Annotated in this window: 13 protein-coding genes; 11 read left to right on the forward strand and 2 right to left on the reverse strand. The window is 66.4% G+C overall.

Features of this window, described 5'->3' with window-relative positions:
• Positions 1-20: 20 nt before the first annotated feature.
• The 9 genes from EUB48_RS02170 to EUB48_RS02210 are packed head-to-tail and all read left to right on the forward strand — an operon-like array spanning position 21 to position 8570.
• Positions 21-728 carry a DUF4126 domain-containing protein gene (locus tag EUB48_RS02170; protein ID WP_142817412.1) on the forward strand — a complete coding sequence of 236 codons (708 nt, stop codon included), beginning with the start codon at positions 21-23 and terminating at the stop codon, positions 726-728.
• Positions 728-2761, forward strand: a complete 2034-nt coding sequence (locus EUB48_RS02175; RefSeq protein WP_142817413.1) for an acetyl/propionyl/methylcrotonyl-CoA carboxylase subunit alpha — start codon at positions 728-730, stop codon at positions 2759-2761. The genes EUB48_RS02170 and EUB48_RS02175 overlap by 1 nt, the downstream gene beginning before the upstream one ends.
• Positions 2762-2775: 14 nt before the next feature.
• Complete coding sequence (locus EUB48_RS02180) at positions 2776-3717, forward strand: 2-hydroxyacid dehydrogenase (protein ID WP_142817414.1); 942 nt, start codon at positions 2776-2778, stop codon at positions 3715-3717.
• Positions 3718-3743: 26 nt separating this feature from the next.
• The gene (locus tag EUB48_RS02185) at positions 3744-4664 is read left to right on the forward strand and encodes a hydroxymethylglutaryl-CoA lyase (RefSeq protein ID WP_142817415.1); all 921 of its coding nucleotides are present in this window, start codon (positions 3744-3746) and stop codon (positions 4662-4664) included.
• A 2-nt stretch (positions 4665-4666) separates the two neighbouring features.
• Positions 4667-5191: a YbaK/EbsC family protein gene (locus EUB48_RS02190; protein ID WP_142817416.1), complete on the forward strand. Its 525-nt coding sequence runs from the start codon at positions 4667-4669 to the stop codon at positions 5189-5191.
• Positions 5188-5433, forward strand: a complete 246-nt coding sequence (locus EUB48_RS02195; RefSeq protein ID WP_142817417.1) for a DUF1289 domain-containing protein — start codon at positions 5188-5190, stop codon at positions 5431-5433. The genes EUB48_RS02190 and EUB48_RS02195 overlap by 4 nt, the downstream gene beginning before the upstream one ends.
• The gene (locus EUB48_RS02200; protein WP_142817418.1) at positions 5430-6062 is read left to right on the forward strand and encodes a 2-hydroxychromene-2-carboxylate isomerase; all 633 of its coding nucleotides are present in this window, start codon (positions 5430-5432) and stop codon (positions 6060-6062) included. The genes EUB48_RS02195 and EUB48_RS02200 overlap by 4 nt, the downstream gene beginning before the upstream one ends.
• A 37-nt stretch (positions 6063-6099) precedes the next feature.
• Complete coding sequence (locus EUB48_RS02205) at positions 6100-7914, forward strand: DUF294 nucleotidyltransferase-like domain-containing protein (RefSeq protein WP_142817419.1); 1815 nt, start codon at positions 6100-6102, stop codon at positions 7912-7914.
• Positions 7911-8570 (forward strand): 3'-5' exonuclease, encoded by a 660-nt coding sequence (locus EUB48_RS02210; protein WP_244618301.1) that lies wholly within the window; start codon positions 7911-7913, stop codon positions 8568-8570. The genes EUB48_RS02205 and EUB48_RS02210 overlap by 4 nt, the downstream gene beginning before the upstream one ends.
• A gap of 27 nt (positions 8571-8597) precedes the next feature.
• On the opposite strand, the gene EUB48_RS02215 is transcribed toward EUB48_RS02210, so the two are convergent.
• Positions 8598-10322, reverse strand: coding sequence for a cation acetate symporter (locus EUB48_RS02215; RefSeq protein ID WP_142817420.1), 1725 nt, complete (start codon positions 10320-10322; stop codon positions 8598-8600).
• Positions 10319-10627, reverse strand: coding sequence for a DUF485 domain-containing protein (locus EUB48_RS02220; RefSeq protein WP_142817421.1), 309 nt, complete (start codon positions 10625-10627; stop codon positions 10319-10321). Before EUB48_RS02220 ends, EUB48_RS02215 begins: the two co-directional genes overlap by 4 nt.
• Positions 10628-10989: 362 nt before the next feature.
• Between EUB48_RS02220 and EUB48_RS02225 the strand changes: the two genes are divergently transcribed.
• Positions 10990-12648, forward strand: coding sequence for an MFS transporter (locus EUB48_RS02225; protein ID WP_142817422.1), 1659 nt, complete (start codon positions 10990-10992; stop codon positions 12646-12648).
• A 179-nt stretch (positions 12649-12827) separates the two neighbouring features.
• Complete coding sequence (locus EUB48_RS02230) at positions 12828-13307, forward strand: hypothetical protein (protein WP_142817423.1); 480 nt, start codon at positions 12828-12830, stop codon at positions 13305-13307.
• The last annotated feature ends 37 nt before the right edge of the window (positions 13308-13344 follow it).

Genomic DNA, 13344 nt, shown 5'->3' on the forward strand with positions numbered 1-13344 from the left:
CAGGCGCGACCCCGCAAGCCATGCTGCAAACCTTGCTTCAATCCCTCCCGTGGCTGGCCCCGCTGGGCAGCTACGCTGCGGGCACGGCCACGGCGGGTGTCGGGCAGGCGGCAGGCCACCTCGACATGGCCAGCCTGCTGGCACTGGCCGCCGCGCTGGGCTGGGCCAGCGGCCTGCGGCTCTATGCCGTGGTCTTCATGGTCGGTGTGGCGGGGCTGCTGGGCTGGATTCCGCTGCCCGACGGCCTGACGCTGCTGCAGCACCCGGCCATGCTCGCCGCCAGCGGCTTCATGCTGTTCGTCGAGTTTTTCGCCGACAAGATCCCCGGTGTCGATTCGCTGTGGGACATCGTGCACAGCGTGATCCGCATCCCGGCCGGTGCCGCGCTGGCGGCTGGCGTGTTCGGCGCCGACGGGGGCACCATGACCGCGGTCGCGGCGCTGATGGGTGGCACGCTGGCCGCCACCAGCCAGGCCGCCAAGACCACCACCCGGGCTGTGATCAACACCTCGCCCGAGCCTGTTTCCAACGTGCTGGCGAGTCTGACCGAGGACGGCGTGGTGGTCGGCGCGCTCTGGCTCTCTATCCACTACCCGCTGGTGTTCGGCGTGGTGCTGGCCATTATGGTCGCGCTGATGTGGGCCATGACCTGGCTGCTGCTCAAATTCCTCAAGGCGGTGTTTCGCCGCGTCGCCCGTTTCTTTTCCGGTTTTGCAAAGGTCACCTAATGTTCAACAAAATTCTGATTGCCAACCGTGGCGAAATCGCTTGCCGCGTCGCAGCCACGGCCAGGCGCATGGCCATCAAGACCGTGGCGGTGTACTCCGAGGCCGACGCCAGTGCCAGGCACGTCAGCCTGTGCGACGAGGCGGTGCCGATCGGTGCCAGCGCACCCAAGGACAGCTACCTGCGCTGGGAGCGCATCATCGAGGCCGCCAAGGCCACCGGCGCGCAGGCCATTCACCCCGGCTACGGCTTCCTGAGCGAAAACGACGAGTTCGCGCAGGCCTGTGCCGATGCGGGCCTGGTCTTCATCGGCCCGCCGCCCTCCGCGATTCGGGCCATGGGACTCAAGGCCGAATCCAAGCAGTTGATGGGCAAGGCCGGGGTGCCCCTGGTGCCCGGCTACCACGGTGCGGACCAGGACCCCGCGCTGCTGCAGCGCGAGGCCGACGCCATCGGCTACCCGGTGCTGATCAAGGCCAGCGCGGGCGGCGGCGGCAAGGGCATGCGCGTGGTGGACAAGGCGAAGGCTTTCGCCGCGGCGCTGGCTTCGTGCCAGCGCGAAGCCAGCAGCAGCTTTGGCATTGACGCGGTGCTGATCGAGAAGTACGTGCAGCGCCCGCGCCACATCGAAATTCAGGTGTTCGGCGACACGCAGGGCAACTACGTTTACCTGTTCGAGCGCGACTGCTCGGTGCAGCGGCGCCACCAGAAGGTGCTGGAGGAAGCCCCGGCGCCCGGCATGACGCCCGGCATGCGCCAGCAGATGGGCGAGGCCGCCGTGGCGGCTGCGCGCGCCGTGAACTACGTGGGCGCCGGCACGGTGGAGTTCATCGTCGAGCAAAAGCCCGATGGCAGCATGACTTTCTTCTTCATGGAGATGAACACGCGGTTGCAGGTGGAACATCCCGTGACCGAGGCCATCACCGGGCTCGACCTGGTGGAGTGGCAATTGCGCGTGGCGTCGGGCGAGCCGCTGCCGCTCAGGCAGGAGGATCTGCGCATCCACGGCCATGCGATCGAGGCGCGCATCTGCGCCGAAAACCCCGACAACAACTTCCTGCCCGCGACCGGCACGCTGCACGTGTACGACCTGCCGGCGTACGTGAGCTTCGAGCGCGGGAACAGGGGCGGTGCGGACACTCTGGTCCGGGTGGATTCCGGCGTGCGCGAAGGTGACGTCATCTCGCCGTTCTACGACCCCATGGTGGCCAAGCTGATCGTGCATGGCGATACCCGCGAGCAGGCGCTGGCGCGCATGGACGAGGCCCTGTCGCAAACCCATATCGTCGGGCTCAATACCAATGTGCAGTTTCTGCGCTATGTGGTGGGCACCGCCTCGTTTGCCCAGGCGAATCTGGACACGGGGCTGATCCCGCGCGAAGAGGCCAGGCTGTTCAAGCAGGAAAAAGTCGGCCTGCCGCTGGCCGCGGCCGCGGCCATTGCGCGCACGCTGGTGGAGGAAAAAGCCCTTGAGGTCGATGCGGCCAACGGCGCCTGGATCGACCCCTGGGCCCGGCGCGACGGCTGGCGCGCGCACGGCCTGGCCACGCGCCGCTTCGAGTTCGAATTTCACGGCGAGGCGGTCACGGCCATGCTGACCCGTCTGCACGACGGCGCCCTGCAGTTGCAGGTCGGCAGCGCCGCCGGGCCACTCACCTTTGTGCCCGTGGCGGATGGCATCGGGGTCGATTTTGCGGGCCAGCGCCAGACCGTCAAGGTATGGCTGAATCAGGCGGTAGCCCATGTGTTTTGTGCGCTAGGCGCTACACAAATCGTAGTGATCGATGCGCTGGCGCATGCCAGCGTGGGCCAGGCCGACGCGGGCCGGCTGACCGCGCCGATGCCGGGCAAGGTGGTGTCGTTCGCCGTCAAGCCCGGCGACAAGATCAGCAAGGGCCAGGCGCTGGCGGTGATGGAGGCTATGAAGATGGAGCACACGATTGCCGCGCCGGCCGACGGCACGGTCGAAGAACTGCTGTATGCGCCGGGCGATCAGGTCACGGAAGGCGCGGAGCTGCTGCGCATCAAGGCTTGATTAAACTGGTGCCGATGCGAATCACCGTCTGCCTCACCGACAACAACCGCCCCGAACCTTGGGTCGAAGGCCTGCGCGCCGAGCTGCCGCAGGCCGAGGTCGAAGCCTGGACGCCCGGCGCCGCGTTGGCCGACCATGCAGTGGTGTGGGCGCCGCCGCAGGCGTTCCTGGACGAGCAGCAGCGGCTGCGCGGCCTGTTCAATATCGGGGCCGGCGTCGACGCGCTCCTCAAGCTGCGGCTGCCGCCGCACACGCGCATCGTGCGGCTCGACGACGCGGGCATGTCGGTGCAGATGGCCGAGTACGTCTGCCATGCGCTGATCCGCCACTTCCGCGAGTTCGATGCCTACGAGGCCGACGCGCGCCAAGGCGTCTGGAGCTATCGCCGCCCGCGTGCGCGCCGCGATTTTGCGGTCGGCGTGATGGGCCTCGGTGTGCTCGGCGAGCGTGTCGGCAAGGCCATCGCGCAGTTCGAGTTTCCGGTGCGGGGCTGGAGCCGCTCGCCCAAGCAGATCGATGGCATCCAGTGTTTCGACGGCGCGCAGGGGCTGGACGCATTTCTCGCCGCCAGCCGCGTGCTGGTGTGCCTGCTGCCGCTGACCACCGAGACGCGCGGCATCCTGCGCGCAGGCACGCTGGGCCGGCTGAACGGCGGACGGCCCGGCGGCTACCTCATCAACGTGGCGCGCGGCGCGCACCTGGTGGAAGACGATCTGATTCCGCTGCTCGACGCGGGCCAGCTCGCGGGCGCGACACTCGACGTGTTTGCGTCGGAGCCGCTCGCGCCTGCGCATCCGTTCTGGCGGCATCCGAAGATCACCGTGACGCCGCATGCCTCGGCGCGCACGCAGCGCGAGGAATCGGTGGCGCAGATCGCCGCCAAGATCCGGGCCCTCGAAGCCGGTGCGGACTTTAGCGCGCTGGCGGGCGTGGTCGACGGGCAACGCGGATACTGAGTCTCAACATCTCCTGGAGTCAGAACATGAGCCTTCCTTTGAGAGTCAAACTCGTCGATGTGGGCCCGCGCGACGGCCTGCAAAACGAAAAGCAGATGGTGCCGGCAGCGGTCAAGATCGAACTGGTGCAGCGCCTGCAGAACGCTGGCCTGAAAGAAATCGAGGTCACCAGCTTCGTCAGCCCCAAGTGGGTGCCGCAGATGGCCGATGCGAGTGAGGTCATGCGCGGCATCCGGCGCCAGAGTGGCGTGCGCTACTCGGTGCTGACGCCCAACATGAAGGGCTTCGAGGCGGCGATTGCCGCGCCGCGCGCCGAGTGGCCCGACGAGATCGTGGTCTTCGGCGCCGCCAGCGAGGCGTTCAGCCAGCGCAACATCAACTGCTCGATCGCCGAGAGCATCGAGCGCTTTCGCCCGGTGGTCGAGGCGGCGCGCGCCCACGGCATCGACGTGCGCGGCGCCATGTCGTGCACCGTGGGCTGTCCCTACGAGGGCGAGATCGCGCCCGAGCGCGTCGGCATGCTGGCCGGACTCATGAAAGGCATCGGCGTGCAGCGGGTGGACGTCGCCGACACGATTGGCGTGGGCACGCCGCGCAAGGTGCGGCGCGCCATGGAGGCCACGCTCCAGCACTACGACATCGACCATGTGTCAGGCCACTTCCATGACACCTACGGTCAGGCCCTGGCCAACACGCTGGCCAGCCTGGAGATGGGCGTGTGGAACTTCCAGTCTTCCGTCGCCGGCCTGGGCGGCTGCCCCTACGCCAAAGGCGCGACGGGCAACGTGGCCTCGGAAGACGTGGTCTACCTGCTGGACGGCATGGGGATCGAGACCGGCATCGACCTGGACAAGCTGATCGACGCCGGCCAGTTCATCAGCGACCATCTGCAGCGCAAGCCGAACTCGCGCGCGGCCACCGCGATCCTGGCCAAGCGGGCGGGCTAGTCATGAGCACGACTCCCGCTCCCGCCTCCTTCCTTCCAGAGGGCGTGCGGCGTGTGGCTGCGGCGCTGCAGGCGCAGGGCCATCCGCATGCACCCGTGATGCTCGACGATGCGGCGCGCACCGCGCAGCAGGCGGCCGACGCGCTGGGCATCGCCGTGGGCCAGATTGCCAAGAGCATCATCTTTCGCCGCATCCCGGACGACGCGGCCGTGCTGGTGGTGACCTCGGGCGACCGGCGCGTGGACGAGAAGAAGGTGGCGGCCTTGGTGTGCGCGGGCGGCGGCAAGCTGGGGCGCGCCGACGCGGAGTTTGTCAAGGCCAGCACCGGCTTTTCGATCGGCGGCGTCTCGCCGCTGGCGCATGCCACGAAGCCCGTCACGCTGATCGACCAGGAACTGTTCCGGTTCGCCGAAATCTGGGCCGCGGCGGGCCATCCGCATGGCGTCTTCAAACTCAGCCCGCACGACCTGCAGCGGCTCACCGGCGCACCCGTGGCTGACGTAGCGCAGGCCGTCAAGATCGCATGAATGCTATTGATCCGATAGCCCATCGCGCTGACGTGGCAAGGGCTGCAGCCGAAAATGTTCCCTCACCCTGCATCTCGGTGTGCCGCATGAGCGAGGCCGGCGGCTGGTGCGAGGGCTGCTTTCGCACGCTCGACGAGATCGGGCGCTGGAGCCGCATGAGCGACGCCGACAAGCGCGCCATCTGGGCCCTGATCGAGCAGCGCGCTGCGGCAGAATCCACAACGACGCCGGCATCGCCATGAAGCACATTACCTTCTACCTCGACTTCATTTCGCCGTACGCCTACCTCGCGTTCGAACAGCTGCCCGAAGCCTTGCTGGGCCTGAGCTACAGCGTGACGCACAAGCCGCTGCTGTTTGCGGGGCTGCTCAAGCACCATGGGCAGCTCGGCCCCGCCGAGATTGCCCCCAAGCGCGACTGGACCTACCGCCAGGTGCTGTGGCTGGCGCACCGCCATGGCATCGACATGCAGTTGCCGGCGGCGCATCCCTTCAACCCGTTGGCGCTGTTGCGGCTGGCCGTGGCCTGCAATGCGCAGGGCACGCCCAACCGCTATGTCTGCGAGACCGTGTTTCGCCACGTCTGGCGCGGCGGCGCCGAGGCAGCCGACCCGGTGCGGCTGCAGGCGCTGGCGGCGCAGCTGGTGCCCGCGCGTGACGCGAATGGCGACGAGGTCAAGGCGCAGCTCAAGGCCCATACCGACGAGGCGATTGCCGCGCGCGTGTTTGGCGTGCCCACCTTCGCGGTGGACGACAAACTGTTCTGGGGTTTCGACGCGCTGCCCATGCTGCGCGCCTACTGCGAAGGCGATGCCTGGTTCGGCGCGCCGTGGGACGCCGCTGCAAGGGTGGCGCAAGGCGTGCGGCGTTGAATCGGGGGGCACCTTTCGCGAACTTCACGCCACCGTCATGCCCAGCGCCTTCAACTTCGCCGCTTCACCGTTCGACTGCCTGAGTCCGGCGGAACAGGAGCAGGTTCGGCGCCACGTCGACATCGCCTATTTCCGCGAAGGCGAGGTGGTGCTGGAGGTCGGCGCCGAGCCCACGCACCTGTACGTTGTCATCAAAGGCTACGTCACCCAGACCGAAGACGGCGAGGTGGTGGCCAGCTATGGCCCGGACGACAGCTTCGACGGCCGCGGGCTGGTGGCCGGGCGCGTCAGCAGCCGCTTTGTGGCGGCCGAGGAAGTGGTGGCCTACCAGCTGGCCAAGGCGACCGTCAAGGCGCTGATCGCCTCGAACGCCACCTTTGGTGCGCTGCTGTTCTCGGACCTGGGCCACAAGCTCAGTGCGCTGTCGCAGCGGCAGGAGCAGCGCGAGCTGCAATCCCTGACGCTGGCGCGGGTGGACGAGGCCTATCTGCGCCCCGCCCACATGGTCGATGCGCAGACCGATGTTCTGTCGGTCGTGCAACTGTTCCAGTCGCAGCGCACCTCCAATGTGCTGGTGCGTGGCCTGCCGGGCGGACTCGGCATCTTCACCACGACGGGGCTGCAGCGCGCGATCCTGGATGGCCGTCCGCTGAATCGGCTGGCGGTGGGCGAACTGGCGAGCAGCCCGGTCATCACTGTGCGCCCGTCCGACCAGCTTGGCGAGGCCATGGCGCTGTTGCTGCGCCGCCGGGTACACCGCCTCGTCGTGGCCGAGGGGGACGAAGTGCGGGGCATTCTGGAGGCGCTGGATGTGTTCAGCTTCCTGGCGAATCATTCGCACCTGATCACGGTGCAGATCGAGCAGGCGCCCGACCTCGACGCACTGGCGCAGGCGGCCCTGCAGATCACGCGCCTGATCTCGCTGCTGTACCGCAACGGCACGCGCATCGGCCTCATGGCCAAGCTGGTGCAGCAGCTGAACGCGCGCCTGTTCGAGCGCGCCTGGCAGATGATCGCACCGGCCGAACTGGTGGCCAACAGCTGCCTGTTCGTCATGGGCAGCGAAGGGCGTGGTGAGCAACTGCTCAAGACCGATCAGGACAATGGCCTGCTGCTGCGCGACGGCTACACCGCGCCCGACGATCTGGACGCCATTTGCCAGCGCTTCTCGCAGGCGCTGAGCCGTTTTGGCTATCCCGAATGTCCCGGACACATCATGCTCAGCAACCCGGCCTGGCGCGGCAGCGCCAGCGCGTTCGGCCAGAAGGTCCGGCAATGGCTGCTGATGCCGGAGGCGGACAGCCTGATGCATCTGGCGATCTTCATGGATGCGCATGCCGTGGCGGGCGACGCGACCCTGCTGGAGGGCGTGCGCCGCGGCCTCATGACGCTCGCCACCGACAACGACGCCGTGCTCGGGCGCTTCGCGGCGGTCATTGAAGCGTTTGGCAGTCCTTCGCCCTGGTGGGACCGGTTGCTGCCGCATGGGCAGGCGCAGCGCCCGCTCGACCTGAAGAAGGAGGGCATTTTTCCGATCGTGCACGGGGTACGCAGTCTGGCGCTGGCGCGCCATGTGGCGCCGACCGGCACGGTGGCCCGTATCGAGGCGCTGGTGGCCGACGCAACGCTGGACGCCACCCTGGGCAAGGAACTCACGCAAAGCCTGCATGTGCTCATGGGGCTGCGCCTGAAGGCCGGCCTGGCCGAACTGGACGCCGGCCGGGCCGTGAGCGGAGGCCTTGCGCCGGAACGCCTAGGCAGTCTGGAGCGTGACCTGCTCAAGGACACGCTGGGCGTGGTCAAGCGCTTCAAGGCGCTGCTGCGCCACCGATTCCGGCTCGATGCCCTGTGAGTCTGGCGCGCTTTTCGCCCGGGGCGGTTGTCGCCGCGCTGCGGCGCGAATGGCGTCTGAAGCACCTGCGCGACCCGGCTTACCGGTTCATGTTCGATGCGGCGCCGCCCGATGAGTGGGTGGCGCTGGACTGCGAGACCACCGGCCTGAATGTGCGCAGCGACAAAATCATCTCGATCGGCGCGGTACGCATCGTGGGCAACCGCATCATGACCAGCGAGCGGCTGGCGCTGCTGGTGCGACCGGACAAGGGTATCTCGGCCGACAGCGTGCGCATTCATCGCCTGCGCGAACGCGACGTGGCGCAGGGTCTGCCGATCGCAGAGGCGATGGCGCAGCTGATGCGTTTCATCGGCAGCCGGCCGCTGGTGGGCTATTACCTGGAGTTCGACGTGGCGATGCTGAATCGCGCCATCAGGCCCCTGCTGGGCGTGGGCCTGCCGCAGCCCAGGATCGAAGTCTCGGCGCTGTATTACGACTACAAGTTCAAACAGCTGCCGCCCTACCAGCAGCAGCTCGGCGCCGATATCGACCTGCGCTTTGCCACGCTCATGGACGACCTGGGCCTGCCGCAGCGTGCCGCCCACGATGCGGTGAACGATGCCGTGATGGCGGCGCTGGCGTTCATCAAGCTGAGGCAGCTGCATGGCGGGTGACACCGCCGCGCCGGGTCGCCGCCCGCTTTAGTGGCCCGAAGCGCCCGAGGCGCCAAAGCCGGTTTCCGAGCGGACCTGCTGCGCCGGGAATGCGGCACGCTCGCGCGCCGCACTGGCGCTGCGATCGGTGATGGAGAACAACCAGATGCCGACAAAGCCGATGGTCATCGAGAACAACGCCGGCGAGGTGTACGGGAACCAGGCTGAGCCAGCCGGGTGCCCCAGCGTGGCTTCCCATACCGAGGGCGACACGATCGTCAGGCCCACCGACGAGATCAACCCCAGGAAGCCGCCGACTACGGCGCCGCGCGTGGTGCAGTTCTTCCACAGGACCGACAGGAACAGCACCGGGAAGTTGGCCGAGGCCGCAACGGCGAAGGCCAGCGACACCATGAACGCGATGTTCTGCTTTTCGAAGGTGATGCCCAGCAACACCGCAATGATCCCCAGCGCGACCGTGGTGATGCGCGACACCTTGAGTTCGGCGGCGCTGTCGGCCTTGCCCTTCTTGAACACGGTGGCGTACAGGTCGTGCGACACGGCCGAGGCGCCCGACAGGGTGAGCCCCGCCACCACGGCCAGGATGGTCGCGAACGCCACCGCCGAGATGAAGCCGTAGAACACGTTGCCGCCGACCGACTTCGCCACCAGCACCGCTGCCATGTTGGCTGTGCCGGCGCCGCCGTGGATGACGCCCCGGACGACGTCCGCGTACTCCGGGTTGGTCAGCACCATGGTGATGGCGCCGAAGCCGATGATGAAGATCAGCACGTAGAAATAGCCGATCCAGGTGGTGGCCCAGAAGACCGACTTGCGTGCCTGCTTGGCATCGGGCACCGTGAAGAAACGCATCAGGATGTGCGGCAGGCCCGCGGTACCGAACATCAGCGCCATGCCGAACGAAATGGCCGAGATCGGGTCCTTGATGAAGCCGCCCGGGCCCATGATGGACAGGCCTGCCCTGGCCGCCTCTTCGGGCGTCTTGCCGGTGTTGGCGGCAATGGCGGCGCGCACTTGCACGCCCTTGGCAAACAGCGCCTCAGGGCTGAAGCCATACTGCGCCAGCACCATGAAGGCCATGAAGGTCACGCCCGCCAGCAGCAGGCAGGCCTTGATGATCTGCACCCAGGTGGTGGCCGTCATGCCGCCAAACAGCACGTACACCATCATCAGCGCGCCGACGATGACGACCGCCATCCAGTATTCCAGGCCGAACAGCAGCTTGATGAGCTGGCCGGCGCCGACCATTTGCGCGATCAGGTAGAACGCCACCACCACCAGCGTGCCCGACGCCGCGAACGCGCGGATGGGCCCCTGCTGAAACCGGTAGCCCGCCACGTCGGCAAAGGTGAACTTGCCCAGGTTGCGCAGGCGCTCGGCCATCAGGAAGGTGATCATCGGCCAGCCGACGAGGAAACCGATCGAATAGATCAGGCCGTCGTAACCCGTGGCCATGACCGCGGCGGAGATGCCCAGGAAGGAGGCAGCCGACATGTAGTCGCCGGCGATCGCCAGCCCGTTCTGGAAGCCCGTGATGCCGCCGCCGGCGGTATAGAAGTCCGCCGCCGAGCGCGTCCTGGACGCGGCCCATTTGGTGATCCACAGGGTCAGCAGCACAAAGCCGGCGAACATCGCGATGGCCGTCCAGTTCGTGGCCTGCTTGGCCACCTGGCCCAGGTCGGCGCCGGCGGCGTGCGCGCCGCCCGCCAGCAGCGCCGCCAGCGGCGCGAGGTATTTTTTGCCGGCACTCATTTCGAGGCCTCGTTCAGGATGTCTTTGGTCAGGGCATCGAATTCGCTGTTGGCGCGACGCACATAGATGCCGGTGATGACGATGGTGAAGACGATCACGCCCAACCCGATGGGAATGCCCAGCGTGGTGACGCCGGCGCCAATGGGCTGCGCCAGGAACGCCTTGTCAAACGCGATTAGCGCGATGTAGCCGTAGTACACGAGCAGCATCAGCACCGTCAGCACGACGCCGATCCGGTTGCGCTTTTGGCGCAGCTCCCTGTATTTCGGGTTGCGCTGAATCTTGGCTACCACAGGGTCATCCATGACTGTTTCCTTCAGGGTTGATTGAAATCCCACGCGATGGGGAAATCCCCAAGGCCGGCTGGATTACTTCAAACACGACTGACCAATGCCTTACGCGGCGCGGTGAGTGGCCGGCCTCGCCCCAAGAAGCGGCCCTGGAAATGCGCCAGGTGCGGTGAATTCCGGTGCTGCGCCGCGCAGAGAAAACGCGCCGCATTCCGCATTGAAAAATCGCAGCCGCGGGTTACTACCGAGGCCGTAAGCGGGTGACAAGTTAGCAGTAAGGCGTTGTAAGACAACCGTCAGAACCTCGTCAGACATCTGCCGGATAGTGGGTCGCTGGGCTCAGTAGATTTTCGTTACAAATTAAAGGAGACAAATTTATGGCTAAGGCAGCGGCTCACAAGCCCATGACACCCGAAGAGCGAAAGGTGATCTTCGCCTCATCGCTCGGCACCGTGTTCGAGTGGTACGACTTTTATCTGTACGGCACCCTGGCCGTCATCATCGGCAAACAGTTCTTCTCCAACCTGGACCCCAGCTCGCAGCTCATCTTCTCGCTGCTGGCGTTCGCGGCCGGTTTCATCGTGCGCCCGTTCGGCGCGCTCTTTTTTGGCCGGCTGGGGGACATGATCGGGCGCAAGTACACCTTCCTGGTGACGATCCTGATCATGGGCACATCCACCTTCATCGTGGGCATTCTTCCCGGCTACGCCAGCATTGGCGTGGCCGCACCCGTGATCCTGATCGGGCTGCGCCTGCTGCAGGGCCTGGCCCTCGGTGGAGAATACGGCGGTGCCGCGACCTACGTGGCCGAGCATTCGCCGCAACACAAGCGTGGTGCCTACACCGCCTGGATCCAGACCACCGCCACCCTGGGCCTGTTCCTGAGCCTGATGGTGATTCTGGGCACCCAGACCCTTCTGGGCCCGGTCGCCTTTGCCGACTGGGGCTGGCGTGTGCCGTTCATCGCGTCGATCGCGCTGCTGGCGGTGTCGGTGTACATCCGCCTGAGCATGCGCGAGTCGCCCGCCTTCTCCAAGATGAAGGCCGAGGGCCGGACCTCCAAGGCGCCCCTGTCCGAATCGTTCGGCCAGTGGAAGAACCTGAAGATCGTGATCCTGGCGCTGGTCGGCCTGACCGCGGGTCAGGCGGTGGTCTGGTACACGGGCCAGTTCTATTCGCTGTTCTTCCTGACGCAGGCACTCAAGGTGGACGGCCCGACCGCGAACATCCTGGTGGCCCTGTCCCTGGTCATCGGTACGCCTTTCTTCATCGTGTTCGGCGCGCTGTCCGACAAGATCGGCCGCAAGCCGATCATCATGGCCGGCTGCCTGCTGGCGGTGCTGACTTACTTCCCGGTGTTCAGCGCGTTGACCAAGGCCGCCAATCCGGACCTGGCGGCGGCCCAGGCCAAGAACCGGGTGATCGTGACGGCGGATCCGGCCGAATGCTCGTTCCAGTTCAACCCGACCGGCACCGTCAAGTTCACCAGCTCCTGCGACATTGCCAAGCAGGTGCTGGCGGGCGCATCGGTCAGCTACGACAACGTTGCGGCCCCGGCCGGTACGCCGGCCACCATCAAGATCGGCGACACCGCAATCCCGAGTTACACCTCCAGAGGCCTGGCGCCCGACGAGGCCAGGAAGAAGGACGCCGAGTTCAAGAAGCTGGTGGCCGACGACCTGAAGATCGCGGGGTACCCGGCCAAGGCGGATCCGGCGAAGATGGACAAGGTCATGATCACGGTCATCCTGAGCTATCTGGTGCTGCTGGTGACCATGGTCTACGGCCCGATTGCCGCCATGCTGGTCGAGATGTTCCCGACCCGCATCCGCTACACCTCCATGAGCCTGCCCTACCACATCGGCAACGGCTGGTTCGGCGGCCTGCTGCCGACCACGGCCTTCGCCATCGTGGCCCAGACCGGCAACATGTACAACGGCCTGTGGTACCCGATCATCATCGCGGCCGTCACGCTGGTGATCGGCACCTTGTTCATCAAGGAAACCAAGGATGTGAATATTTACGCCAGGGATTGAGCCGCAACTTCGCGCCACGAATTGCCCGGCCGCTTCAAGGTCGGGTGGTTCTCCAGGAGCCCTCCGAGTGAGGGCCTTTTTTATTTCAGGAAAGTCATAAGCGAAAGGTTCTAGTTGACTCCCGTGCGTGTCGCGGCTGTTGGCGTGGGCCGCCAAGGCGCTGTACACTCGTTGAAACAATGAGATACACAAAGACCGAAGCGGGACAACGGGCCTTGAAAGACAGGTCGGTACCCTTGACGCCGCGCCAGCGCTCCGCGTTCATCCTGTTTGACGGCAAGCGGACCCTGGCCGAAGTGCTCAGTGCCACTTCCGGTCTTGGTGTCACCATGCCGGACGTGGATCACCTGGTCGAACTGGGCCTGCTGGCTGCAGAGCAAGACGCCGCGCCGGTGCCTCAGGCAGCTGCGGTGGCGGCCGCTCCGGCGACGACGGACGCGTCGGGCCTTGCGCTGCCGCAGCAGCGCTATCAAAACGCCTACCCCATCGCGACACGCTTGACCGCCAGCCTCGGGCTGCGGGGTTTCCGGCTCAATCTGGCGGTTGAAGCGGCTGCCGACTACCACCAGCTGGAAGATCTTGTTCCCAGGATCCGTGCGGCCGTCGGCGAAGAGAAATGCCTGCCGCTCGAACGCGCCCTTCGAGGTCTGACGGGCTGACTTTGCGCGGCGCGCGCGCGCGTGGCGATAACCACAC

It is taken from the genome of Rhodoferax sediminis, from assembly GCF_006970865.1.
Classification (GTDB): domain Bacteria; phylum Pseudomonadota; class Gammaproteobacteria; order Burkholderiales; family Burkholderiaceae_C; genus Rhodoferax_A; species Rhodoferax_A sediminis.